This window comes from Pantoea brenneri, assembly GCF_038594305.1.
GTDB lineage: Bacteria > Pseudomonadota > Gammaproteobacteria > Enterobacterales > Enterobacteriaceae > Pantoea > Pantoea brenneri.
The window spans coordinates 1,403,355-1,428,429 of the sequence record NZ_JBCGBG010000001.1 but is presented as its reverse complement, the minus strand read 5'-3'; the positions used below and the strand labels follow the sequence as shown (position 1 = coordinate 1,428,429).

17 protein-coding genes are annotated in these 25,075 nt (G+C 58.6%); 15 read left to right on the top strand and 2 right to left on the bottom strand.

Annotated features, from left to right (window positions below; translation table 11 throughout):
* The first annotated feature begins 3 nt into the window (after window positions 1–3).
* Genes nirB through cobA form a run of 3 tightly spaced genes read left to right on the top strand, consistent with a single transcriptional unit; the run spans window position 4 to window position 7,501 of the window.
* The gene (gene nirB, locus AABB92_RS06650) at window positions 4–4,071 is read left to right on the top strand and encodes a nitrite reductase large subunit NirB (RefSeq protein ID WP_082097580.1); all 4,068 of its coding nucleotides are present in this window, start codon (window positions 4–6) and stop codon (window positions 4,069–4,071) included.
* Window positions 4,068–6,686, top strand: coding sequence for a nitrate reductase (locus AABB92_RS06645; RefSeq protein WP_046288373.1), 2,619 nt, complete (start codon window positions 4,068–4,070; stop codon window positions 6,684–6,686). The genes nirB and AABB92_RS06645 overlap by 4 nt, the downstream gene beginning before the upstream one ends.
* Window positions 6,683–7,501, top strand: coding sequence for a uroporphyrinogen-III C-methyltransferase (gene cobA / locus AABB92_RS06640; protein ID WP_046288372.1), 819 nt, complete (start codon window positions 6,683–6,685; stop codon window positions 7,499–7,501). The genes AABB92_RS06645 and cobA overlap by 4 nt, the downstream gene beginning before the upstream one ends.
* Before the next feature lie 517 nt (window positions 7,502–8,018).
* On the opposite strand, the gene AABB92_RS06635 is transcribed toward cobA, so the two are convergent.
* Window positions 8,019–8,831 carry a DeoR/GlpR family DNA-binding transcription regulator gene (locus tag AABB92_RS06635; protein ID WP_031375669.1) on the bottom strand — a complete coding sequence of 271 codons (813 nt, stop codon included), beginning with the start codon at window positions 8,829–8,831 and terminating at the stop codon, window positions 8,019–8,021.
* Between the two features lie 350 nt (window positions 8,832–9,181).
* On the opposite strand from AABB92_RS06635, the gene AABB92_RS06630 reads away from it, so the two are divergent.
* From AABB92_RS06630 to AABB92_RS06600, 7 genes are all read left to right on the top strand, one after another.
* A complete protein-coding gene (locus tag AABB92_RS06630; protein ID WP_046288371.1) occupies window positions 9,182–9,979 on the top strand; it encodes a GolD/DthD family dehydrogenase in 798 nt (265 codons plus the stop codon).
* A 56-nt stretch (window positions 9,980–10,035) separates the two neighbouring features.
* Window positions 10,036–10,971, top strand: coding sequence for a D-ribose ABC transporter substrate-binding protein (locus AABB92_RS06625; RefSeq protein WP_031375670.1), 936 nt, complete (start codon window positions 10,036–10,038; stop codon window positions 10,969–10,971).
* Between the two features lie 45 nt (window positions 10,972–11,016).
* Window positions 11,017–11,628 (top strand): DUF2291 family protein, encoded by a 612-nt coding sequence (locus tag AABB92_RS06620; protein ID WP_046288370.1) that lies wholly within the window; start codon window positions 11,017–11,019, stop codon window positions 11,626–11,628.
* Window positions 11,629–11,638: 10 nt separating this feature from the next.
* Window positions 11,639–13,171, top strand: a complete 1,533-nt coding sequence (locus AABB92_RS06615; protein ID WP_031375671.1) for a sugar ABC transporter ATP-binding protein — start codon at window positions 11,639–11,641, stop codon at window positions 13,169–13,171.
* Between the two features lie 17 nt (window positions 13,172–13,188).
* Window positions 13,189–14,256 carry an ABC transporter permease gene (locus AABB92_RS06610; RefSeq protein WP_031375672.1) on the top strand — a complete coding sequence of 356 codons (1,068 nt, stop codon included), beginning with the start codon at window positions 13,189–13,191 and terminating at the stop codon, window positions 14,254–14,256.
* 11 nt (window positions 14,257–14,267) lie between these two features.
* Window positions 14,268–15,065 carry a glucose 1-dehydrogenase gene (locus AABB92_RS06605; protein ID WP_031375673.1) on the top strand — a complete coding sequence of 266 codons (798 nt, stop codon included), beginning with the start codon at window positions 14,268–14,270 and terminating at the stop codon, window positions 15,063–15,065.
* Between the two features lie 170 nt (window positions 15,066–15,235).
* Window positions 15,236–16,684, top strand: a complete 1,449-nt coding sequence (locus tag AABB92_RS06600) for a YchO/YchP family invasin (protein ID WP_031375674.1) — start codon at window positions 15,236–15,238, stop codon at window positions 16,682–16,684.
* Window positions 16,685–16,748: 64 nt separating this feature from the next.
* Here AABB92_RS06600 and AABB92_RS06595 read toward each other — a convergent pair whose 3' ends face one another.
* A complete protein-coding gene (locus AABB92_RS06595; RefSeq protein ID WP_031375675.1) occupies window positions 16,749–17,822 on the bottom strand; it encodes a porin in 1,074 nt (357 codons plus the stop codon).
* A 920-nt stretch (window positions 17,823–18,742) separates the two neighbouring features.
* Here AABB92_RS06595 and AABB92_RS06590 point away from each other — a divergent pair.
* Genes AABB92_RS06590 through astE form a run of 5 tightly spaced genes read left to right on the top strand, consistent with a single transcriptional unit; the run spans window position 18,743 to window position 24,828 of the window.
* Complete coding sequence (locus tag AABB92_RS06590; protein ID WP_046288369.1) at window positions 18,743–19,963, top strand: aspartate aminotransferase family protein; 1,221 nt, start codon at window positions 18,743–18,745, stop codon at window positions 19,961–19,963.
* Window positions 19,960–20,991, top strand: a complete 1,032-nt coding sequence (gene astA, locus AABB92_RS06585) for an arginine N-succinyltransferase (RefSeq protein ID WP_031375676.1) — start codon at window positions 19,960–19,962, stop codon at window positions 20,989–20,991. The genes AABB92_RS06590 and astA overlap by 4 nt, the downstream gene beginning before the upstream one ends.
* Window positions 20,988–22,457 carry a succinylglutamate-semialdehyde dehydrogenase gene (astD, locus tag AABB92_RS06580; protein ID WP_046288368.1) on the top strand — a complete coding sequence of 490 codons (1,470 nt, stop codon included), beginning with the start codon at window positions 20,988–20,990 and terminating at the stop codon, window positions 22,455–22,457. Before astA ends, astD begins: the two co-directional genes overlap by 4 nt.
* Window positions 22,454–23,782, top strand: coding sequence for an N-succinylarginine dihydrolase (astB, locus tag AABB92_RS06575; protein WP_031375677.1), 1,329 nt, complete (start codon window positions 22,454–22,456; stop codon window positions 23,780–23,782). Before astD ends, astB begins: the two co-directional genes overlap by 4 nt.
* A 50-nt stretch (window positions 23,783–23,832) precedes the next feature.
* On the top strand, window positions 23,833–24,828 hold the full coding sequence (astE, locus tag AABB92_RS06570) for a succinylglutamate desuccinylase (protein ID WP_031375678.1): 996 nt from the start codon (window positions 23,833–23,835) through the stop codon (window positions 24,826–24,828).
* The last annotated feature ends 247 nt before the right edge of the window (window positions 24,829–25,075 follow it).

The window sequence follows — 25,075 nt, the reverse complement described above, 5'->3', positions numbered from 1 at the left end:
ATCATGACGCAACGGCTGCTGGTGATAGGGAATGGAATGGCGGCGATGCAGCTGGTCGAAAGCCTGCTGCAACGCGCGCCGCAGCGCTACGCCATCACGGTGATCGGTCGCGAACCGTACGGCAACTATAACCGCGTGCTGTTATCACCGGTGCTGGCTGGCGAGATGCGCTTCAGCGAGACCCTGCTTCATGCCACCTCATGGTATCAGCAGCACGGCGTGACGCTGCTGGCCGGTGAAACGGTGCAGCAGGTCGATCTGGCGGCCCGCACGGTGCTGACCGACCAGCGTCAGCTGGGCTGGGACCGGCTGGTTTTCGCCACCGGATCGCAGCCGCGTCTGCCGGCCATTGCGGGCATCGATCGGCCGCACGTCAGCGGTTTTCGCAGCATCAATGATGTTGAACGGCTGCTGGCGGGCCACGGCCCGGTGGCGGTGCTGGGGGGCGGTTTCCTCGGCATTGAGGCGGCGGCGGCACTGCGGGCGCAGGGCCGTGAGGTGACGCTGATTCACCACAAAGGCTGGTTACTCGATCGCCAGCTGGATGCCAGAGCGGGTGAACTGCTGCTGACGGCGCTGCGCGGGCGTGGCATCCACTGTTTGCTGAACAGTGGCCTGCAGGCGATCACCACAACCGGCGTCACACTGGCGGATGGCGCTGATTACGCCGCCGCGCAGGTGGTGATCGCCATCGGCGTGGAGCCAGCCGTGGCCGTGGCGCGGGCGGCGGGGCTGCCGTGTCAGCGCGGTATTCTGGTCGATCGCCAGCTACGCAGCGCGGTGCCCGATGTCTATGCCGTCGGCGAGTGCTGTGAAATCGAGGGGGAGACCTTTGGCCTGGTGGCGCCCTGTCTGGCGCAGGCGCAGGTGCTGGCAGCGCAGCTGGCCGGTTCGCCACAGGCCGATTACCGTACCCAGCCTGGCGGCACGCGGCTGAAAGTCAGCGGCATTTCACTGTTCAGCGCCGGGGATATCAGTGAAGCGCCATCGGTCAGCAGTTTTGATCCGCTCTCCGGCGACTATCGTCGTCTCTTTCTGCGACAGGGACGCCTCAACGGCGTGCTGCTGTTTGGTGACAGCCAGCAGGGGGCCGCACTGCTCGGCCGCCTGCAGCGTGCTGAACCCGTCACGCTCGCCACCCTGTTCGATCCCGATCAACCTGAAACGCAGCCGCAGGCTGCAGAGAGTCTTCTGATGAGCAAACCGCTATTAGCCGTGATCGGTCACGGCATGGTCAGCCACTATTTTCTTGAGCAACTGGTCGCCCGTGAACTGCATCAGCACTATCACATTGTGGTGTATGGCGAAGAGTCTCAGCCAGCCTATGACCGGGTGCATCTGTCGGACTATTTCAACGGCAAACAGGCGGCCGATCTCTCGCTGGTGGGCGCGGATTTCTTTGCGCAGCACGGCATTGAGCTGCGCACGGGCTGCCAGGTGGTGTCGGTTGATCGGGCGCAGCGTAGCCTGACTGACAGTGCGGGTAACCAGCTGGCGTGGGATCGGCTGGTGCTGGCGACCGGATCACGCGCCTTTGTGCCGCCGATTCCCGGCCACGATGCGGCACGCTGTTTCGTCTACCGCACGCTCGACGATCTCGATGCGATTGCCGCCTGCGCCCGTCACAGTCAGCGCGGCGTGGTGATTGGCGGTGGGTTGCTGGGTCTGGAGGCGGCCAATGCGCTGCGGCAACTCGGGCTGGAAACCCATGTGGTGGAGTTTGCGCCGCGCCTGATGGCGGTGCAGCTCGATGAGGGCGGCGCGTCAATGCTGCGTCAGAAGATCGAGTCGCTTGGTGTGACGGTACACACCTCAAAACAGACTCAGCAGATTGAGACTCAGGCCGACGGCAGCGTGCTGCTGCACTTTGCCGATGGCAGCAGCCTGCACAGCGATCTGGTGCTGTTCTCCGCCGGCATCCGGCCACGTGATGAGCTGGCGCGTGAGGCCGGGCTGACGCTCGGTCCGCGCGGCGGTATCGAGATTAACGATCGCTGTCAGACCAGCGATGAAGCGATCTACGCCGTCGGCGAATGCGCGCTGTGGAACGGTCAGATTTTTGGGCTGGTGGCGCCCGGCTATCAGATGGCGCGGGTACTGGCGGGCCATCTGGCGGCGGAACCCACTGCGTTCAGCGGTGCGGATATGAGCACAAAGCTCAAACTGCTGGGGGTCGAGGTCGCGTCGTTTGGTGATGCGCAGGGTCGCACCATCGGCAGCGAGAGTTATCACTGGACGGACGGTCCAAAAGGCATTTACAAGAAAATCGTGGTCTCCGGCGACGGCAGCCGATTGCTGGGCGGCGTGCTGGTGGGGGACAGCAGCGATTACGCCACACTGCTGCAGATGATGCTGAATGCGCTGCCGCTGCCGGCCGCGCCCGAGAGTCTGATTCTGCCGCTGCTGGCGGGCGCACCGGCCAGGGCAGCGGGCGTGGCCGCGCTACCTGACAGTGCCCAACTCTGCTCCTGTCATAACGTCAGCAAAGGCGAACTCTGCGCAGCGGTGAAAAGCGGTTGCAGTGAGATGAGCAGCATTAAAAGCTGTACCAAAGCGGCCACCGGCTGCGGCGGCTGTGCGGCACTGGTGAAACAGGTGATGGAATACCAGTTGTCGAACCTCGGCGTGGTGGTGAAGAAGGATATCTGCGAGCACTTCGCCTGGTCGCGGCAGGAGCTTTATCACCTGATCCGGGTGGAGGGGATCAAAACCTTTGACGATCTGCTGGCGGCGCACGGCAAAGGCCACGGCTGTGAAGTGTGTAAACCGCTGGTGGCCTCGCTGCTGGCTTCCTGCTGGAACGACTATCTGCTGCAACCGGCACATCTGCCGCTGCAGGATACCAACGATCGCTACTTTGCCAATATCCAGAAAGATGGCACCTATTCAGTGGTGCCGCGCGTTCCGGCGGGTGAGATCACTCCGCAAGGTCTGATTGCCATTGGCGAAGTGGCGGCGCGCTACGATCTCTATACCAAAATTACCGGCGGACAGCGCATCGATCTGTTCGGTGCGCGGCTCGATCAACTGCCAGCTATCTGGCAGACATTACTGGACGCTGGCTTCGAAACCGGCCACGCCTACGGCAAATCGCTGCGCACCGTGAAGTCCTGTGTCGGATCAACCTGGTGCCGCTATGGCGTGCAGGACTCTACCGCGTTCGCTATCGCGCTGGAGCATCGCTACAAGGGCCTGCGCGCCCCGCACAAGATCAAGATGGCGGTTTCCGGCTGTACCCGTGAATGTGCTGAAGCGCAGAGCAAAGATATCGGGGTGATCGCCACTGACAAGGGCTGGAATCTCTATGTCTGCGGCAATGGCGGTATGAAGCCGCGTCACGCCGATCTGTTCGCCAGCGACCTCGACGACGCTACGCTGCTGCGGTATGTCGATCGTCTGTTGATGTTTTATATCCGTACCGCCGACCGGCTGCAGCGCACCAGCGTCTGGCTGGATAACCTGGAGGGCGGCCTCGACTATCTGCGTCAGGTGGTGATTGACGATAGCCTCGGGCTGGCGGCAACGCTGGAGCAGGAGATGCAGCAGGTGGTCGAGGCGTACCAGTGCGAATGGCAGACCACGCTGGCGGATGCGTCACGCCTGGCGCTGTTCACTCCGACGGTCAACAGCGATCAGCCGGATGAGAGCCTGCACTACAGCCGGGTGCGCGGCCAGCGCCAGCCGGACACGGCCACGTCCCGCCCGTTGCTGCACCTGCCGGCCGAGCGATGGAGCGCAGTCTGCGCACTCGACGCGGTGCCACAGCAGGCCGGCATCGGGGCGCGACTCGGCAGTGAGCGTATCGCGCTGTTCCGCTTTGGTGAGACGCTTTATGCGCTGGAGGATCGCGAGCCAGGCAGCGAAGCCAGCGTGTTGTCGCGCGGTATTCTCGGTGATGTCGGCGGCGAGCCGGTGGTGATTTCGCCGCTTTACAAGCAGCGGGTGCGGCTGCGGGACGGTCAGAGTCTGGATAACCCGCAGCACCAGTTACGCTGCTGGCCGGTGAAGCTGGAAGCGGGGCAGATCTGGCTGGCGAACCGTCCGGCGAATCAACTGGCGCAGGCATCATGAATACCACCTGTCCCTATTGCGGCGTCGGCTGTGGCGTCTGCGTGACGCCGCAGGACAATCATCGGGCGCAGGTGGCAGGCGATCCGCTGCATCCGGCCAACGCCGGGCGGTTGTGCGTTAAGGGAACAGCGTTAGGCGAGACGCTGACGCCAGAGGGACGGTTGCTGAAGGCGCAGGTTAATGGCCAGCCGGTGACGCTTGACGCGGCGCTGGATGCGGCGGCGGCAGGATTACGCGCGGTGATTGAGCGTGACGGCCCGCAGGCAGTGGCGTTTTACGGTTCCGGCCAGTTACTGACCGAGGATTACTACGTCGCCAATAAGCTGATGAAGGGTTATATCGGCACCGCCAATATCGATACCAACTCGCGGCTCTGTATGGCCTCAGCGGTGATCGGCTATAAGCGTGCGTTCGGTGCGGATGCGGTGCCCTGTTGTTATGAGGATCTGGATCAGACCGATCTGGTGGTGCTGGTCGGTTCCAACGCGGCCTGGGCACATCCGGTGATCTGGCAGCGGCTGGCGCAGGCGAAGCAGCAGCGTCCTGAAATGCGGATGGTGGTCATCGATCCGCGGCGTACCGCCAGTTGCGACCTGGCCGATCTGCATCTGCCGCTGCGTCCTGGCAGCGATACACTGCTGTTTTCCGGCCTGCTGCGCTGGCTGGCAAAGCAGGGCGGCATCGATCAGACGATGCTGCCGCACCTGAGCGGCGTGGCGGAAACGCTGGCGGCGGCAGAGCCGTGGCAGGTTGCGCACGTCGCCGCACAGTGCGATCTGACGCCGCAGCAGGTGACCGACTTTTACCGGTTGTTCAGCCAGACCGGGCGGGTAGTGACGCTGTGGTGCATGGGGATTAATCAGTCGCTCACCGGCAGTGATAACAATCAGGCGATCCTCAATGTGCATCTGTTAAGCGGCAGGATCGGGCGGCCGGGCTGCGGTCCGTTTTCGCTGACCGGACAGCCAAATGCGATGGGAGGACGTGAAGTGGGCGGGCTGGCTAATCAGCTGGCGGCGCATATGGGGTTTGATCCGGTTGACTGCGATCGGGTGCAGCGTTTCTGGCGCAGCCCGACTATCGCCCGTCAGCCCGGCCTGACGGTGGTGGATCTGTTTCAGGCTATCGCCACCGGCGAAGTTAAAGCGGTCTGGATTATGGGCACTAATCCGGCTGTCTCTATGCCGGAGGGCAATCGGGTGGCGCAGGCGCTGGCGGCCTGTCCGCTGGTGATTGTGTCGGACGTGATGGCGCAAACCGATACCAGCGCGTTTGCTGACATTCTGCTGCCGGCCCAGGGCTGGGGCGAGAAAAATGGCACGGTGACCAATTCAGAGCGGCGGATTTCGCGTCAGCGTGCCTTTGCCGCCGCGCCCGGTGATGCCCGTCCCGACTGGTGGCTGCTGGCCCAGGTGGCCCGACGTTTAGGCTTTGAAGGATTTAACTGGCAGCATCCGGCAGCGATTTTCCGTGAACATGCGGCGCTATCGGGCTTTGAGAACGGCGGTCAGCGGGCGTTTGATATCAGCGCGCTGGCGCAGTTAAGTGATGCTGACTGGGATGCGCTGCGTCCGGTTCAGTGGCCGGTCAACGCTGAACATCCTGCTGGCTGTGCCCGATTGTTTAGCGATCGCCGGTTTTATCATCCAGATGGCAAAGCCCGGCTATGGGTACCGGCGACGCCCGTGGTGACGCCACGCGAGGTGGCTTATCCGTTGCTGATGAATACCGGTCGGGTGCGCGATCAGTGGCATACCATGACCCGCACCGGGCTGGTGCCACGGCTGATGCAGCACTGTGACGAGCCGTTTGTGGCGCTTCATCCGGCCGATGCGGCCCGCTATGGGCTGACGGCGGGGGCGCTGGCCCGTGTGCAGTCGCTGTCTGGCTGGATCAGCGCGCGGGTGACGCTGGATAGCGGGCTGCGACGCGGAGAGCTGTTTGTGCCGATGCACTGGAACCGGCAGTTCAGTCAGCAGAGCCATGTCGATATGTTGATCGCCGCGCGAGGCTGTCCGTTTTCGCGCCAGCCGGCGCTGAAGCAGACGCCGGTGCGGATTATGCCGTTGCCGGTGAGCTGGCAGGGCTGGTTATGGCAGCCGACGCTGGCATCACCCGTGGGGTTGCGTTACTGGGCGCGGTCACCGTATGCCGGGGTGCAGCGTTATGTGGTTGCTGGCGAGGGCGCGCCACAAGCGTGGCTGGCGGCGCATTACGATCTTAGCGGGTGCCAGTTGCAGGTCGCTGACGGCAGCGGCAGTGATTACCGGGTGCTGGCATGGCGAGACGGCGTGCTGCAGCTGGCATTGTATGCCGGGGCTGGCTTGCCAGCAGTCGACCACGATTTCGTCGCTGCCGCGTTTCAGGCTGCGCCGTCGGATGCGTTTCGGCGGCATCGGCTGCTGGCAGGCCAGGCCGCCCAGGGTCAGGCGGCGGGGCGGATTATCTGCAGTTGCATGGCGGTCGGTGAGTCGGCCATTTTGCAGGCGGTGGCGCAGGGGTGTGATACGACTCAGGCGCTGGGCGAGAAGCTTAAATGCGGCACGCAGTGTGGTTCCTGTATTCCGGAACTGAAGCAGCTGTTGCGTTCCCAATCGATTACGGAGACGTCATGACGCTGTTAATTGAATCGCTGGATAAATTGCTGTCGCCGCAGGGCAGTGTTCCGCAGCAGGGCGCGGTGTGGTTAGTGGGTGCCGGGCCGGGCGACGTTGATCTGCTGACGGTGAAAGCGTTGCGGTTACTGCAGCGTGCCGAGGTAGTGGTGTATGACCGGCTGGTGAGTGAAGCGGTGATGGCGGAAGTGCCGGAGAGCGCGTTGTGCATTGATGTGGGTAAGCGACCTGGGCAGCACGGTCTTAAGCAGGCGCAGATCAATCAGTTGCTGGTGGATCTGGCGCGCAGTGGCCGCCAGGTGATCCGTTTGAAAGGCGGCGACCCGTTTATTTTTGGTCGCGGCGGCGAGGAGATGGTGAGTCTGCAGCTGGCCGGGATTCGATGTGAGGTGGTGCCGGGGATTACCGCCGCGGTGGGCTGCGCGGCGGCCAGTGGCATTCCGTTGACCCACCGTGATTGCGCGCAGTCGTTACGGCTGATCACCGGGCACGGGCGCAGCGGGGAGCCGCAGCTGGATGCGGCTGCGCTGGCGGCGGACAATCAGACGCTGGTGTTTTATATGGGGTTGAGCTGGAGTGCCTCGATCAGCAGGCAGTTGCAGGATCACGGGCGTGATGCGTCGACGCCGGTAGCGATCATTGAGAACGGTACCCGGTCGGATCAGCGGGTGTTGATTACCTCGCTGGGCGGACTGGCGCAGACGGTGGATCAGGAGAAGCCGGTTTCGCCGTCGTTGTTGCTGGTCGGTGAGGTGGTGCGTTATTACCGGCCGGATTTACAGGCCGATGCGAGGGCGCGCGTTGCGGTGTGTTGAGATGGCGAGTGCGGTGGTGCGCCCGGTGCGAAGGTCAGCAAGGGCCTGCCGGGTTGATTGGGGGGCGCGGGTGAGGCGGTTAGCAAGGACCTGCGCGACCGCAAGGGGGACCCGCGTCCCTGCGGACCGGGCTCGCCATCCCTGGCTCGCACACCTTGCTCTTCGGGCAGGCGCTTGCTGCCCGGCTGGCTGGGGTGCGTGTTTTGGGGAAAGGCGGAGAGGAGTTAGTGGTGCGGCGGATGGTCAGGTGCGTCGTTCAGCAAGGGCCTGCCCGACCGCAAGGGAAACCCGCGTCCCTGCGGACCGGGCTCGCCATCCCGAGCTCGCCATCCCTGGCTCGCACACTTTGCTCTTCGGGCAGGCGCTTACTGGCCGGCTGGCTGGTGTGCGTGTTTTGGGTGAAAGGCGTTCAGGCAGGCACTTGCTGCCCGTTTCAGCATGGTTAGCACAGCATAACCCCACCAGATCTCTTTCTGATGATCCCTGCCGCCGGGCAGAACCGCGCCGGTAATGCCGATTACATTGCCCGCTTCAGCGGCAGCGGGGCGACCAGCACTTTAACGCCGAGCGCCTCGAACGCCTTAACCTGTGCTGGGGTGATGCCGCTGTCGGTAATCAGATAGTGGATATTGCTCCAGTCGCACGGCAGCGCAAACATCGACACCTTATCAATCTTGCTGGAGTCGGCCACCACATACACCGTGTTGGCTGAGCGAATCATTGCCAGCTTGACCTTGATGTCGGTTTCGCTCGGGAAGCTCAGGCCGAGGCGAGGTGAGATGCAGGCGGTCGCCAGAAACAGTTTCTCGGCGAGTACGTTTTCGAAAAAGCTGGCTGCCTTTTCACCGGAGGTCGATAGCGTCGGGAATTTGAAGGTGCCGCCGGTCAGCAGAATATTGATGCCGGGTTCGCCACCCAGTTTCAGTGCGATATTCACCGCCGTGGTGACCACCGATAAGCGGCGAATATGGGTAATGGCATCAGTGATGGCGGTGGTGGTGGTGCCGGAATCGAAAATCACCGTGTCACCATTTTCGATGTGCTGTGCCGCCAGTCGGCCAATGGCCTCTTTCTCTTCCAGATGGGTTTGCCGCTCAAGCAGCATCGCGCCGGTATTCTGTTTGCCGGTCATCAGGGTCGCGCCCCCGTGGTAGCGCTGGACAAAACCCTGTTTTTGCAGCATTCGCAGATCGCTGCGCAACGTTGCTTCAGTCAGGCCAAAGGTCTCCGTCAGCGCTTTGACCGTGACCGTGCCATCCTCGCGGATCATCTCCAGAATCTTTTCGCGGCGTTGCTGCATATCAGCTAACTGCTCACTTTTGCTTTTCAATCGAAATGCTCCCTTTTCCAATCGCAGGGTTTTCAGGCGAAGAAGGATCTGTCGCAGAGTTTAACGCGCCATTTTTATGAATGCGAGATGGTCGCAAGGGATGTTCATTTTCGAACGAAAGTTAAAGAGTTGCAGGTTATTGAATCACACCCGCTTTCACGATTTGCTGGTTTCACTTTTATTTGCGCATTGCAAGCCAGATCACGTCTTTTCAATAAGATAATCCCCGAAGAGCAGCAGATGGTCGAAATTTGATCTGCCCCACATATCATTTCTTTTCGATAGCTTATATTTTTGTTCGAAAATGATTGAGTCAACGGCGACAGCAAAAAACTGAGGGGATAAGTGGGATGAGTGGTGAATATGACGTAAACCTGCGATACGGCGTGGATACCGCGCTGAATCTGGCTGACAAAGTCGCGGTGGTGACCGGCGGCCTGGGCGGCATTGCGATGGCGACGAATAGCATGTTGCTGGAAAAGGGTGCGCGTCTGGCGCTGCTTTATCCGCCGTTCGAAGCGGACAGGGTTGCCAGCCTGCAGGCAGAGTTTGCCGCCGATCGGGTGCAGTTTGTCTGTTGTGATGTCACCGATCCCGCCGCCGTTACCCAGGCGTTTGATCAGGTAATTTCCCACTACGGCCACATCGATATTCTGGTGAACTGCGCCGGATATGTGATGTTACAGCCGGTGATTGATACCGATTTTGCCGAGTGGCAGAAGCAAATTGCCGTCAATCTTACCGGTCCTTTCCTCTGCTCGCAGGCGGCAGCACGCCTGATGATCACTGCCGGTAACGGCGGAAAAATTATCAATATCGCTTCGCAGGCAGCCTCGATTGCGATCGATAACCACGTCGCTTACACCTCGGCCAAAGCCGGACTGCTCGGCATGACCAAAGTGATGGCCAAAGAGTTTGCACCACACCGCATCAACGTAAATACCCTTTCGCCCACCGTGGTGCTGACGCCGATGGGCGAAAAAGCCTGGCGCGGTGAGAAGGGTGAGCAGATGAAAAAACTGATTCCGTTAGGCCGCTTTGCTTATACCGATGAGATTGCCGCGGCGGTGCTGTTTTTTGCCAGCAACGGCAGCGACATGATTACCGGCGCGGATTTAATGATCGATGGCGGATTTACCATCTGGTAAGGCTGCTCTGACACCCGGGAAATCACCAACCAGTGATAACGATAAGAGAGAACATCATGAAAAACCGTACCCTGCTGTGCACTGCTGTGGCTGCCTGTCTGGTTTCGCAGGCGGCATTCGCCGTCGAGAAAGGCACCATTATGATTCTGGTTAACTCACTTGATAATCCTTATTACGCCTCTGAAGCCAAAGGCGCCAACCTCAAAGCGCAGGCGCTGGGCTACAAAACCTCGGTGCTGTCGCACGGCGAAGATGTGAAGAAGCAAAGCGAACTGATCGACGCAGCTATCGGCAAAAAAGTGCAGGGTATCGTGCTGGATAACGCTGACTCAACGGCCAGCGTGGCGCCGATCAAAAAGGCCAAAGATGCTGGCATTCCGGTGGTGCTGATTAACCGCGAAATCCCGGTAGACGATGTGGCGCTGGCGCAGATTACCCACAACAACTTCCAGGCGGGGTCTGACGTGGCCAACGTGTTTGTCGAGAAGATGGGCGAGAAGGGCAAGTATGCCGAGCTGACCTGTAACCTGGCCGACAATAACTGCGTTACGCGGTCCAAATCATTCCATCAGGTGCTGGATCAGTACAGCGATATGCAGAGCGTCGCACGTCAGGATGCTAAAGGGACGCTGATCGACGGCAAGCGGATCATGGACAGTATTCTGCAGGCGCACCCGGATGTGAAAGGGGTGATTTGCGGTAATGGCCCGGTCGCGCTGGGAGCGATTGCGGCGCTGAAAGCGGCCGGACGCAACGATGTGATTGTGGTGGGTATTGATGGCAGCAATGACGAGCGGGATGCGGTGAAGGCCGGCACCCTGAAAGCCACGGTGATGCTGCAGGCGCAGGCGATTGCGGCGCAGGGCGTGACCGATCTCGACAATTACATTCAGAAAGGCGCGAAGCCAGAGAAACAGCGCGTGATGTTCCGCGGCATCCTGATTACGCCGGACAATGCCAAAGGCGTGCAGGATTTCAACTTTAAGTCGTAATTAACCGCCGCCGCGCCTGCCAGAGCGGGCGCCAGGGAGAATGAGATGTCCGGAAGAGTCTGGCTGACGCTGGTGGTCCTGCTGCTAAGCGGCTGCCGAATAGTGTCACAGCAACAGCTGGCCGAGCTGAAAAATCCCCCCAATCCGCAGATGGCAAACGTCGATCAGGTCTGGCAGCAGAAACTGGTGCCGCAGCTGACGGCGGAGGCGAAACCGCTGGCGACCTTAATTAAGTCGCTGCAGTCGGCTAAGGACTTTGACAGCGCCTGTCAATCTTACGGCTATCGCAGCCAGGCGGAGAATCCGTGCGTGTTTAGCGTGGCGGTGCGTGGCGAAATCACTGCGCTGAATAGCACCTCACGCAGCGGTAAGATGAAAATCCGCGATGAGTCAGGTGACACTGTCACTATTCAGACCGGGCCAATCATTCGCGGTACCGCACTGCGCGATGCTTACAAGGGCGCAAGCTATCAGGACTTTAACGATCAGGTGCTGTTTGGCGATTACGGCAAGGCGATTAATCAGCAGGCGTCCAGCCTGATGCAGAAATTCAAGCCTGCCGTGGGTGATAAGGTGACGGTCATCGGCGTGTTCAGCAGTTGGGATATCCCGCAGTCGCTGCCGGATATCACCCCGGCGGCGATAAGCCGGCAATAAGGAGCGGCAGATGCAAGATTTTCAACCGCAGCAGAGTAGCGATGTGATCATCGAAACCCGCAATGTGTCGCGTCTCTATCCCGGCGTAACGGCGCTCGATCAGGTTAATTACCGGGTCTATCGCAATAAGGTCAACGTGCTGATTGGCGAAAACGGTGCCGGTAAATCGACCATGATGAAGATGCTGGCGGGGGTGGAAACCCCTTCGTCGGGCGAGATTCTGCTGGATGGAAAAGTGGTGTCACTGAGTTCCACGCATCAGGCAGAAAAGCAGGGCATCAGCATTATCTTTCAGGAGCTGAACCTGTTTCCCAACATGAACGTGATGGACAACATCTTTATCGCCAACGAGTTTTTTCAGCGCGGAGTGATCAACGAGAAATATCAGTATGCGCTGGCGAAGACGCTGCTTGAGCGGCTGGAGCTGGATGTTGATCCCTATGCTCCGCTCGGCGAGCTGGGTATCGGCCATCAGCAACTGGTGGAGATTGCCCGCGCGCTTTCTAAAGATACCCGGGTATTGATCATGGATGAGCCGACCAGCGCGCTGAGTCAGTCTGAAGTGAAAGTGCTGTTTAACGTTATCGCTCAGCTTAAGCGGCGGGGCGTCACCATCATCTATATCTCGCACCGGCTTGAAGAGCTGATGGAGATTGGCGATCACATCACCATTTTCCGCGATGGACGGTTCATCAGCGAACGCGAAGTGCGTGAGGCGAGCGTGCCGTGGATCATCGCTCAGATGGTGGGAGATAAGAAGAAGCAGTTTGATTATCAGGCCGCCCCGCAGGGCGAAACGGTATTACAGGTTGAGGGACTCACCGCCCTGCACCAGAACGGCGGTTACACCCTGAACGACGTCAGCTTTACGCTGCGTAAAGGGGAAGTCATCGGCATTTATGGCCTGCTGGGCGCCGGGCGCACCGAGCTGTTTAAGGGGCTGATTGGCCTGATGCCGTGCCAGTCGGGCCGGGTACAACTGGCGGGGAAAGATCTGGCGAAACGCAGTTTCCAGCAGCGGTTAAAAAGCGGCATTGCGCTGGTGCCCGAAGACCGCAAGGGGGAAGGCGTGATAGAGCTGATGTCGATTACCGCCAACATGACCCTCTCCGATCTCAGCCTGCGCGGTTTTCGCCGCGCGCTGCGGTTGCTCCGTCCGGCCCAGGAGAATCAGCGGGTCAATGAGATGATTGGGCATTTGTCGATCAAGGTCAGCGACGCCGAACTGCCTATCACCTCGTTGAGCGGTGGCAATCAGCAAAAAGTGGTGCTGGGTAAAGCGCTGATGACCGGTCCGCAGGTGGTGTTACTGGATGAACCGACGCGCGGTATCGACGTCGGCGCCAAAACTGACGTTTACCACCTGATTGGCAATCTGGCGCAACAGGGGCTGGCGGTGATGTTCTCCTCATCGGAACTGGATGAGGTGATGGCACTGGCGGACCGTATTTTAGTGATGGCCGATGGCCGGATTACCGCCGATTTACCGCGTGCTGTGGCAACGCGAGAGCAACTGATCGCGGCATCCACCCCGCAAGATTAAGCTGGCCGGAGAACTCCATGAACCAAAAATATCTGCTTTATATGTACCTGCTGAAGGCGCGCACCTTTATTGCGCTGCTGATCGTGGTCAGTTTTTTCAGCGTGATGGTTCCCAACTTCCTGACCCCATCCAATCTGCTGATCATGACCCAGCACGTGGCGATTACCGGACTGCTGGCGATCGGCATGACGCTGGTGATCCTCACCGGTGGCATCGATCTGTCGGTGGGTGCGGTCGCCGGCATCTGCTGCATGGTGGCGGGCGCGCTGCTGACTAATGGCGTGCCGCTGTGGGGTGGCAATACCCTGTTCCTCAACGTGCCCGAAGTGATTCTGGTGGTGGCCATCTTTGGCGTGCTGGTGGGATTAATTAACGGCACGGTAATTACCCGGCTGGGCGTGGCACCGTTTATCTGTACCCTCGGCATGATGTATGTGGCGCGCGGTGCGGCGTTGCTGTTCAACGATGGCAGCACCTACGCCAACCTGGTCGGCCTGCCGGCACTCGGTAACACCGGCTTTGCGCTGCTCGGTTCCGGCTCGGTGCTGGGCGTCTATATTCCGATCTGGCTGATGGTCGGCTTTCTGCTGCTCGGGCTCTATCTGACGCGTAAAACCCCGCTCGGTCGTTACATCTACGCGATTGGCGGTAATGAGTCAGCCGCACGGCTGGCGGGCGTGCCGATCATCAAAGTGAAAGTGTTTGTCTACGCCTTCTCCGGCCTGTGTGCTGGCCTGGTCGGGCTGGTGGTCGCTTCTCAGCTGCAAACGGCGCACCCGATGACCGGCAATATGTTTGAGATGGACGCGATTGGTGCCACGGTGCTGGGTGGTACGGCGCTGGCAGGCGGGCGCGGACGGGTTTCCGGTTCGATTATTGGCGCCTTCGTGATTGTCTTCCTGGCGGACGGCATGGTGATGATGGGCGTCAGCGATTTCTGGCAGATGGTGATTAAAGGGTTGGTAATTGTCACCGCAGTGGTGATTGACCAGTTCCAGCAACGTCTGCAAAGCAAAGTGGTGCTGTTACGTCGTCATGAAAAGAAGCTGCAGGCGGCACCGCTCTCTGACATCCGTCACAGTTAACAGGAGTGTTTATGACCCGCGATTTTAGTGGAAAAACAGTGGTGATCACCGGAGCCTGCCGTGGCATTGGTGCCGGTATTGCGGCCCGCTTTGCCCGCGACGGGGCGAGGCTGGTGATGGTGTCGAATGCCGATCGTGTCTTTGCCACCGCCGAACAGCTCCAGCAGCAGTTCGGCAGTGAAATCCTGGCGCTGCAGGTGGACGTCACCGATGAGGCCGCAGTGCAGCAGCTCTACCAGCAGGCCGCCGATCGCTTTGGTCAGATCGATGTGTCGATCCAGAATGCCGGGGTGATCACCATCGATCGCTTCGACAGCATGCCAAAAAGCGATTTCGACAAGGTGCTGGCGGTGAATACCACCGGCGTCTGGCTCTGCTGCCGTGAAGCGGCGAAGTATATGGTAAAGCAGCGCAGCGGCAGTCTGATTAACACCTCATCGGGTCAGGGACGGCAGGGTTTCATCTATACGCCGCACTACGCCGCCAGCAAAATGGGCGTGATTGGGATTACCCAGAGTCTGGCGCTGGAGCTGGCGCCGTGGCACATCACGGTCAACGCTTTTTGTCCCGGCATCATTGAGAGCGAAATGTGGGATTACAACGACCGAGTCTGGGGCGAAATCCTCAGTAACGATCAGAAAACCTACGGCAAAGGGGAATTGATGGCGGAGTGGGTGAATAACATTCCGTTGAAACGTGCCGGTCAGCCTGAAGACGTCGCCGGGCTGGTGGCCTTTCTGGCATCTGAGGATGCGCGCTACATCACCGGCCAGACTATCAATGTCGATGGCGGGTTAATTTTCTCCTGATACAGGGGTGTGATTCCCGGGCCTGCTGCGGCAGGCTTTTTTGTGTCAGAATTTTCTGTCATATGCACAATTTGTCACGTCTGTCCTGAATCGCTGTCACAATATGTTAAGGTAAAGGCGAGATATTTTTCATTCGCTCACGCTTAACCTTAATCCGAATGCCTGGTGACATGATACGAAAAACAGTGATTCTCTCTTTGATCGCGCCCGTGCTGCTGGTTACGCAGCCCGTCCGCGCGTTACAGACCGAAACACGGGTGTCAGAGACGCCATTCGACGACCCGGCGCGCTACCGTCAGTCGCTGGAGGCGCTTCCGACGCTGGGCAGCAGCGCGGAACAGGATGAAGAGTGGAGCCGGAAGCTGGCATCGGTTGCCAAAAGCATCGGTGAAGCCAGCAACAATGACAGCAACGCTTCCTTTGGTCAGCAGGCCGGGGTCTGGGCCTTTAATCATCTGCGTGACGAGGTCGCCAATCGGGTCGAGAGCGAAGGGCAGTCGCTGCTTTCGCCTTACGGTACGGCACAGCTCGATCTGATGGTGGACATGAACGGTAACTTTACCGGCACCGGCGGCGATCTGTTCAGTGCGCTGGCTGATGAGAACAGTATGCTCACCTTCAGCCAGCTCGGGTTGCACGATACCGGTGACGGCATGGTCGGCAATGCCGGCCTGGGCCAGCGCTGGGATGCCGGTAACTGGCTGCTCGGCTACAACGGTTTTGTCGATCGGGTATTCAGCAGCGGCCTGCAGCGCGCTTCGCTCGGTACCGAAGCCTGGAGTGATAATCTGCGGCTCTCAGCCAACTACTACATGCCGCTGTCAGGCTGGAAAAATCTTGGTGATTCCCAGCAACAGCGCATGGCGCGCGGCTATGACATCACCAGTCAAACCTACCTGCCTTTCTATCGTCAGCTCGGCGTCTCGGTGAGCTACCAGCAATATCTGGGCGAAAACGTCGATCTGTTTAACAGCGGCAACCGCTACCATAATCCTTCGGCGATGTCGTTTGGCCTGTCGTACACCCCGGTGCCGCTGGTGACGCTGTCGGCGACCCATAAAACCAGCAGCGCCGGAGAGACGCAGGATCAGCTCGGGCTGAAGCTCAATTATCGCTTCGGCGTTGCTCTGCGTCGCCAGCTGGATGCCAGTAATGTCGATGAAGCGCGCTCGCTGCGCGGCAGCCGTTACGATATTGTCACCCGCAGCGATACGCCGGTGCTGTCGTTCCGCCAGCGCAAAACCCTGTCAGTCTTCCTGGCGACGCCGCCGTGGCAATTAAATGCCGGTGAGAGTCTGCCGCTGAAGCTTCAGGTCCGCGCCAGCAATCCGATCAAAGCGGTGAGCTGGCAGGGCGATACCCAGGCGCTGAGCCTGACGCCGCCGGCCAATAACGCCGATCCGCAGGGCTGGAGCGTGATTTTACCGCAGTGGGATGACTCACCGGGTGCCAGCAATGAATACCGGCTGTCGGTCACGCTGGAAGACAACAAGCAACAACGGGTAACATCAAACTGGATTACCCTGAAAATTCAGCCGCCGATGGCGATGGACGATCCTTCCGCGGATAATCGCTACGATCTTATGGCACCGATCGGCGCTTCCGGCGTCACGCTGTAGCGCGCAGCCCAATAAAAACGGCCCGACAATCACTGTCGGGCCGTTGCGTAACACAGCGGGATAATCAGAACTGGTAGATCAGGCCCAGCGCGGTAATGTCGTCGGTGGCCAGGCCGAGTGGATTGTTATCTTTCAGCAGGTTAATACGGTACTCACCGTAAACCGACATGTTCTTGTTGAAGTACCAGGTCGCGCCTACCGCGGTGTACTTAATGATGTCGGCGTCACCGATGTTCTCAATCTCTTTGCCTTTCGATGAAACATAGCCCAGCGACGGACGGAACCCATTCAGGAACTGATACTGCGCCACGGCTTCGAAGTTTTGCGCTTTGTTGGCAAAACCACCGCTGATCGGGGTGGCATTCAGGGTCTCACCGTACATCGCCGCCAGGTAGACCTGACTGGCGTCATATTTGACCGAGGTCGCCCAGTGCTGAGCTTTCTCGCCTTCACCGCGTGCGGCGGCATTCTGTCTGTTGGTGCGATCGAGGCTGGCGAAGGCAGCGGCGAAGCTCAGACCAAAATCGAAATCATAGGAGGCGGAGAGGGCAAAGCCGTCGCCGTTAGAGCGCCGTACGCCATCAATGTCGCTGCTGCGCTCATTCTTACCCTGATACTGCGCGGCAAGGTTTAATCCCTCCACCAGACCAAAGAAATCACTGTTGCGCCAGGTCAGCACGCCCGTCGAGCGACCGGAAAGAAAGGCATCGGTGTAACCGGAATCGCCGCCGAAGAACGGCAGCATATCGGTGTAACCGAGTACGTCATACACCAGGCCATAGTTACGGCCATAATCCAGAGAACCTGCCTTGCCAAATTTCAGCCCAGCATAGCCCAGACGGGTACGGTTGCCGGTCTGAGCATCGCTGCCTTCAGAATTGCGCAGGCTGTACTGATACTGCCAGAAACCGTAGCCGGTCAGTTGGTCAGTAATTTTGGTCTCGCCTTTAAAGCCGAAACGGGCATAGGACGAGGTGTCGCCATTGTTGTTGTTGTCGTCCGAAAACAGGTGAGACACGTTAATTTTGCCGACCAGGTCGAGCTTATTTCCGTCCTTGTTATAAATCTCTGCGGCCTGAGCAGAAGACAAGCCGATCAGTAACGGCACAGTAGCCGCCAGAAGCGTGCGCTTTATCATTTAATTATTACCCTGTATTCATTCATTATTATTCCCCTTTTTGGGGTGAAATGAAAATGACATAAAACGATAAAATCACAAAGTGTAATAAAAGTAACAAAATATTAATGATTACATTGGTATTCGAAAAAATGATGGCGATAGAATAATTTCAGCAGCGCTAATACTTTTTTCTTCTGACGGATTAAAATGTATTTTCAACATTAATTTCATTGAAAACAATAGATTGAATATTTTTTATTGTTTTCTGCAGGCTGTTTTTTATACGGCTTATCAGTGGGCGTTTTCCATTATTAAAATAAGGAGTCTTATAAAAGGAATAAGCTGATAAAGGTTTTTGTCTGACCATTAGCCTGCTTAGTAATAGTTGCTTACATGCTGCGGGGTTATATTTTTTTCTGGTTAATATCGTAATTAATAAAGATGTCAATCTGATTAAATAATGTACATGGCGCTTAAAAAATAATCCTTAACTATCGCCGTTACGGTCAGCTTAGTGGTGATAAATGAAGATTAATTGTTAAAACAGACACCGCTGGCGGCAATCCACCCGGTGTGCAGCAGCCGCTTTTTGTGCACCGTGAAAAGGCGTAATGCGCTAAAACAGGGCAACGTCTGAACTTTTTTGGACAGATAATTTATCAGCGATCACAAAAGCGATATTTCCTGCCATAAATGCATAATTCTGCTGATTAAAACCCGGCGCTGGCGCTTCGATCAGACAATTATTCACTATATATGCAAAATAAGTGAATAGCCTCTCTACCTAAGTTATTGATAATCCGTTTGATGGCCGATTTTATGCATTAATCTCCTTGGCTGGCACGCTATCTGCACTCTACAGTAGGGCTGCTTCACAACATCCTTTAACAATTTTAAAACAAAAGCTTTACCCAGTCGGGGAAGCAGGAGAGCGGGTTATGTCACTGCAGGTTTCGCGTCACGATTTTGATCAATGGATGATGCCGGTTTATGCGCCCGCCGCATTTGTGCCGGTTCGCGCTGAAGGATCAACCGTCTGGGATCAAAACGGCAAGGATTACATTGATTTCGCCGGTGGCATTGCCGTCAATGCATTAGGGCATGCTCATCCGGCCTTACAGCAGGCGTTACAGGATCAGGCTGCGCGTTTATGGCATACCGGCAACGGTTATACCAACGAGCCTATTCTGCGTCTGGCTAAGCAGCTGATCGATGCCACCTTCGCTGACCGGGTGTTCTTCTGTAACTCCGGTGCCGAGGCGAATGAAGCCGCACTGAAACTGGCGCGTAAAGTCGCGCACGATCGCTTTGGTCCGGCCAAAAGCGGCATTGTCGCCTTTAATAACGCCTTCCACGGCCGCACCCTGTTTACCGTTTCCGCCGGAGGACAACCGGCCTATTCCAAAGATTTTGCCCCTTTGCCGCCTGACATTCAGCATGCGCCTTTCAACGATCTGGCCGCAGCAGCAGCGCTGATTAACGACAATACCTGTGCAGTGATTGTTGAACCGATTCAGGGTGAAGGGGGCGTGGTGCCTGCTGAACCGGCGTTCCTGCGCGGACTGCGTGAGCTGTGCGATAAGCATCATGCGGTACTGATTTTTGACGAAGTACAAAGCGGGGTCGGCCGCACCGGTTCGCTTTATGCCTATATGCACTATGGCGTGACGCCTGACGTGCTGACCAGCGCCAAAGCGCTCGGCGGCGGCTTCCCGATCGGGGCAATGCTGACGCGTGAAGATCTGGCCTTAGTGATGGGTGTCGGGACACACGGCACCACCTACGGCGGTAACCCGCTGGCCGGAGCCGTCGCCGGTAAAGTGATGGAGCTGATCAATCAACCGGCCCTGATGGCTGGCGTGACCGAGCGCCACCAGTGGATCGTCGCCGCGCTAGACGAGATTAACCAGCGGCTGCACCTGTTTAAACAGGTTCGCGGTCTGGGCCTGCTGATTGGTGCCGTGCTGAACGACGATTTTGCCGGCAAAGCGAAGCAGATCAATCTCGCCGCGGCAGAAATGGGAGTGATGGTGCTGATCGCCGGTGCCAACGTGGTGCGTTTCGCCCCAGCGCTCAATATCAGTGAGCAGGAAGTGAAGCTGGGCATGGCACGCTTCGCCGAGGTATGTGAGCGTCTGGTACGAGGGTCCGCATCATGATGGTAATCCGTCCGGTTGAACGCGATGATCTGAGCCAGCTGCTGGCGCTGGCAGGCAAAACCGGCGGCGGGCTGACCTCGCTGCCGGTTGATAGCGCCACGTTGCAGGCGCGTATCGATCGATCGCTGCAAACCTGGCAGGATACGCTGCCGCGCGCCGAGCAGGGCTATGTGTTTGTGCTGGCCGACAGTGAAGACAACCGCGCAGTCGGGATTTGCGCTATTGAAGTGGCGGTGGGCCTGCAGGACCCCTGGTATAACTTCCGGGTCGGTACTCAGGTGCACGCGTCAAAAGAGTTGAATGTTTATGCCGCGCTGCCCACGCTGTCGTTGAGTAATGACCATACCGGCAGCAGTGAGCTGTGTACGCTGTTCCTTGATCCGGACTACCGCGACGGTAAAAACGGCTATCTGCTGTCTAAGTCGCGCTTTCTGTTTATGGCTAACTTCCGCGAGCGCTTTATGGATCGCGTGGTGGCAGAGATGCGCGGCGTCAGCGATGAGCATGGCCATTCGCCGTTCTGGGACAGCGTTGGCAGCCGTTTTTTCTCGATGGAATTCAGCAAAGCGGACTTCCTGAGCGGTACCGGTCAGAAATCGTTTATCGCCGAGCTGATGCCAAAACACCCGCTCTATATCCACTATCTGTCGCCAGAAGCGCAGGCGGTCATCGGCCAGGTGCATCCTAAAACCGCGCCGGCCCGTGCCGTGCTGGAGGCGGAAGGTTTTCGCTACCTCAACTATGTCGACATCTTTGATGGCGGTCCGACGCTGGAGTGCGACATTGATCGGATCCGTGCGGTACGCAAAAGCCGGCTGCGCTGCGCTGAATCGGGCGAAAACCGCCACGATGCGCCGCTGTGCCTGGTTGCCAACAACAATTATCGCCAGTTCCGCGTGGCGCTGATCCCGGCCGAGGCTGACAGCGACTGTGTGCACCTGACAGATGAACAGATGCGGGCGTTACATTGCCAGTCGGGCGATAGCCTGCGCGTGGTGCCGCTCTGCAGCGAGGAGAAAAAAGCATGACCCACCTGATTAATGGAAACTGGCTGAGCGGCGAGGCTGAATCTCTGGTCAAATCTGACCCGGTAAGCGGTGAAACCCTGTGGCAGGGCCAGGCCGCCTCGCCGGCACAGGTCAGTGCCGCCTGTGAAGCGGCGCGCGCCGCGTTTCCCGGCTGGGCAAAGCGGCCGTTTGCCGAGCGTCAGGCGACGGTAGAAAAATTTGCCGCGCAGCTGGAGGCCCACAAAGCTGAGCTGGCGGAAACCATTGCCCGTGAAACCGGAAAACCGCGCTGGGAAGCGCTGACTGAAGTCGGCGCGATGATTAATAAAATCGCTATCTCGATTAAGGCCTATCACAGCCGGACGGGTGAACAGTCGGAAGGTGAGAGCAGCCTGCGTCACCGTCCTCACGGCGTGCTGGCGGTGTTTGGTCCCTACAATTTCCCCGGACATCTGCCGAACGGTCATATCGTTCCGGCGCTGCTGGCCGGTAACTGCGTGGTGTTCAAACCCAGCGAGCTGACGCCGCTGACGGCTGAGAAAACCGTGCAGCTCTGGCTGGCGGCTGGCCTGCCCACCGGTGTGCTGGCGCTGCTGCAAGGCGGTCGGGAAACCGGTCAGGCGCTGGCTGCGGATAGCCAGATCGATGGCCTGCTGTTTACCGGCAGCGCGCATACCGGTTATCAGCTGCACCGTCAGTTTGCCGGCCAGCCAGAGAAGATGCTGGCGCTGGAGATGGGCGGTAACAATGCGCTGATAGTTGAAGATCCGGCTGATATTGACGCCGCGGTTCACATTGCGCTGCAGTCGGCGTTTATCACTGCCGGTCAGCGCTGCACCTGTGCGCGTCGGCTGCTGGTGAAACGCGGCGCGGCAGGCGATGCTTTTTTACAGCGGCTGGTGGAAGTGGCCGGTCGTTTGCAGCCGGGCCGCTGGAACGCAGAGCCGCAACCGTTTATGGGCAGCGTGATTTCGACCGCAGCGGCAGAAAAAATTTATGGCGAATGGCAGCAGCGGGTCGCGGCGGGCGGCAAAGTGCTGCTGGCGATGCGCTGGCCGGATCGCCACAGCGCACTGCTGACGCCGGGCATTATTGAACTGACCGGCGTCGAAGGCGTAGCGGATGAAGAGGTGTTTGGTCCATTGCTCGGGGTGATTCGCTATGACCATTACGATGATGCGATTGCGCTGGCCAACCAGACGCGCTACGGCCTGTCGTGCGGCTTGATTTCACCGTCGCGTCAGCAGTTTGATCAGCTGTTGCTTGAGGCACGCGCCGGCATCGTAAACTGGAATAAACCGTTGACCGGGGCGGCCAGTACCGCGCCGTTTGGCGGTATTGGAGCATCGGGCAACCACCGGGCCAGCGCCTGGTATGCCGCCGACTACTGTGCCTGGCCGATGGCCTCGCTGGAGACGCCGGATCTGACGCTGCCTGCCACGCTATCGCCGGGGCTTGATTTCGCCTGCGGGGAGACGGCCAAATGAAGGCAACAGAAGCGAACTTTGATGGGCTGGTGGGTTTAACTCACCATTATGCCGGTCTGTCGTTTGGTAATGAGGCCTCGACGCGTAATCAGCTGCAGCCGTCGAATCCCCGTCTGGCGGCGAAGCAGGGCCTGCTGAAGATGAAGGCGCTGGCGGATATGGGCTATCTGCAGGGTGTCATTCCTCCCCATGAGCGACCAAATATTGCGGCACTGCGTCAGTTAGGCTTCAGCGGCAGCGATGAGCAGGTGCTGTCCCGCGCCGGTAAAACCGCACCGGGTTTGCTCTCGGCCGCCAGTTCCGCTTCGGCGATGTGGGTAGCAAATGCTGCCACGGTTTCGCCGTCGGCTGACAGTGGTGATGGCCGGGTCCATCTGACCGTCGCTAACCTCAACAACAAGTTTCATCGGGCGATGGAAGCGCCGGAGACCGCGTTACTGCTGCGCGCCATTTTCCGCGATAGCCACCATTTTACGGTGCATGATGCTTTGCCGCAGGTCGCGATGTTTGGCGATGAAGGCGCGGCCAACCATAACCGGTTTGGCGGAGATTATGGTGAGCGCGGCGTGCAGCTTTTTGTTTATGGTCGCGACAGCAGCCACGAAGGGATGGCGCCGCAGCGTTATCCGGCCCGTCAGACACGCGAAGCCAGTGAAGCGGTGGCGCGATTGCATCAGCTCTCACCCGATCATCTGCTGTTTGCCCAGCAAAACCCGGCGGTTATCGATCAGGGCGTGTTTCATAATGATGTGATTGCCGTCAGCAATCAGCAGATGCTGTTCTGTCATCAGCACGCCTTTGTCGATCAGCCTGCGTTACTGGCCGAGCTACAGGCGCGGGTAGCGGGATTTGTGGCGCTGGAAGTACCGGAAAATCGGGTATCAGTGAAGGATGCGGTTAACACCTATCTGTTCAACAGCCAGCTGCTGAGCCAGCCCGACGGTAGCATGCTGCTGGTGCTGCCAGAAGAGTCACGTCAGCACACGGGCGTCTGGGATTATCTGTGCGAACAGGTGGAAAGCGGCGGTCCGCTGAAGGCATTGAAGGTGTTTGATCTGCGTGAAAGCATGTATAACGGAGGCGGTCCGGCCTGCCTGCGCTTGCGGGTGGTGCTGACGCCACAGGAGCAGCAGGCGGTCAATCCGGCGGTGATGATGAACGATCGGCTATTCGCCACCCTTAACCAGTGGGTTGATCGTCACTATCGCGATCGCCTGACTCAGGCCGATCTGGTCGATCCTCAGCTGCTGCGCGAAGGACGTGACGCGCTGGATGAATTGACGAAGCTGCTAGACTTAGGAAATGTGTACGCATTTCAGCAGTGAAGGGCGCGGCAGCAGAGGCTGCCGCTCGCTTCAGGCCAAAAGGAGGAACGATGCAGGACTTTTTACAGCAAACGCTGTCCGGCGAGGCGCCGCGTAAGCGTAGTGGTGAAACGGCGCATCTTCGCTGGCAATGGTTATATCACGGCATTCTGTTAATGGAACCGACAGTGCCGGTCAAACAGGCGCTGGTGCTGTCCGCGGGCATACATGGCAATGAAACCGCGCCGGTCGAAATACTCAATCAGGTGATCACGCCGCTGTTACGCGGTGAGAAGCCGCTACAGCAGCGGATGCTGGTGATCCTCGGGAATCCCTCTGCGCTGCGTAGCGGCAAGCGTTACATCCGCTATGACATTAACCGGCTATTTGGCGGACGCTGGCAGCAGATTGATGACGGCGATGAAGCCCGTCGCGTGCTGCGGCTCGAACAGACGCTGGAAACCTTCTGGCAGGTCGGTGAGTGTGATGAGACGCGCTGGCACCTCGATATGCACACCGCGATTCGCGGCTCTTATCACCCTCAATTCGGCGTGATGCCGCACAATGAACGTCCGTGGCCACCAGAGTTTCTTCACTGGCTGGCGGCGGCCGGACTGGAGGCACTGGTGTTCCACCGTTCGCCCGGCGGCACCTTTACCCATTTCAGCTGTGAACATTTTGGCGCGGCCAGTTGCACGCTGGAGTTAGGGAAAGCGTTGCCGTTCGGCGCTAACGATCTCAGCCAGTTTAGCGCTACGCAACAGGCGCTGGCGGCGCTGCTGTACGGCGATACGCTGCCGCAGCCGCTGGCACCCCCGCGTCACTATCGGGTGGCGCAGCAGATTACCCGGCTGAGTGAAAACTTTCAGCTACACATGTCACCGGAAACGCTGAACTTCACCGCGTTTCCACAGGGCACGCTGCTGGCGGAGGACGGCGAGACCCGTTATTACGTCCAGCAGGCGCGTGAGTATGTGCTGTTCCCTAACCCCAATGTGGCTGCCGGGCTGCGTGCCGGATTGATGCTGATTGAAGAGGGCGAACAGACCCAGGCGCTGCCGATCTGACGTGGTTCCTCACCATCCAGCAATAAGCGGGAGTTTTGCTTCCGCTTTTTTGACTTAACCCTTACACTCTCCGCACACCTCTCCATGATTTCTGCCAGATTCGCTTTAAATTCATAAACTTTTGCAATTCCTCACGCCTTTCTTCGCATTCTCTTCATGATTGCCGAATTTTTGTCTTTTATGCTTTCACGGCTTTACTCAGCCTCTGAGTAGTTGACGTTCAGCGTCGTATGCTTGTTTCCGAAGA

What these genes read in the sequence shown, in the direction of transcription:
- nirB (WP_082097580.1), top strand. Translation starts at nt 4, where the DNA reads ATGACGCAACGGCTGCTGGTGATAGGGAATGGAATGGCGGCGATGCAG.
- AABB92_RS06645 (WP_046288373.1), top strand. Translation starts at nt 4,068, where the DNA reads ATGAATACCACCTGTCCCTATTGCGGCGTCGGCTGTGGCGTCTGCGTG.
- cobA (WP_046288372.1), top strand. Translation starts at nt 6,683, where the DNA reads ATGACGCTGTTAATTGAATCGCTGGATAAATTGCTGTCGCCGCAGGGC.
- AABB92_RS06630 (WP_046288371.1), top strand. Translation starts at nt 9,182, where the DNA reads ATGAGTGGTGAATATGACGTAAACCTGCGATACGGCGTGGATACCGCG.
- AABB92_RS06625 (WP_031375670.1), top strand. Translation starts at nt 10,036, where the DNA reads ATGAAAAACCGTACCCTGCTGTGCACTGCTGTGGCTGCCTGTCTGGTT.
- AABB92_RS06620 (WP_046288370.1), top strand. Translation starts at nt 11,017, where the DNA reads ATGTCCGGAAGAGTCTGGCTGACGCTGGTGGTCCTGCTGCTAAGCGGC.
- AABB92_RS06615 (WP_031375671.1), top strand. Translation starts at nt 11,639, where the DNA reads ATGCAAGATTTTCAACCGCAGCAGAGTAGCGATGTGATCATCGAAACC.
- AABB92_RS06610 (WP_031375672.1), top strand. Translation starts at nt 13,189, where the DNA reads ATGAACCAAAAATATCTGCTTTATATGTACCTGCTGAAGGCGCGCACC.
- AABB92_RS06605 (WP_031375673.1), top strand. Translation starts at nt 14,268, where the DNA reads ATGACCCGCGATTTTAGTGGAAAAACAGTGGTGATCACCGGAGCCTGC.
- AABB92_RS06600 (WP_031375674.1), top strand. Translation starts at nt 15,236, where the DNA reads ATGATACGAAAAACAGTGATTCTCTCTTTGATCGCGCCCGTGCTGCTG.
- AABB92_RS06595 (WP_031375675.1), bottom strand. Translation starts at nt 17,822, where the DNA reads ATGATAAAGCGCACGCTTCTGGCGGCTACTGTGCCGTTACTGATCGGC.
- AABB92_RS06590 (WP_046288369.1), top strand. Translation starts at nt 18,743, where the DNA reads ATGTCACTGCAGGTTTCGCGTCACGATTTTGATCAATGGATGATGCCG.
- astA (WP_031375676.1), top strand. Translation starts at nt 19,960, where the DNA reads ATGATGGTAATCCGTCCGGTTGAACGCGATGATCTGAGCCAGCTGCTG.
- astD (WP_046288368.1), top strand. Translation starts at nt 20,988, where the DNA reads ATGACCCACCTGATTAATGGAAACTGGCTGAGCGGCGAGGCTGAATCT.
- astB (WP_031375677.1), top strand. Translation starts at nt 22,454, where the DNA reads ATGAAGGCAACAGAAGCGAACTTTGATGGGCTGGTGGGTTTAACTCAC.
- astE (WP_031375678.1), top strand. Translation starts at nt 23,833, where the DNA reads ATGCAGGACTTTTTACAGCAAACGCTGTCCGGCGAGGCGCCGCGTAAG.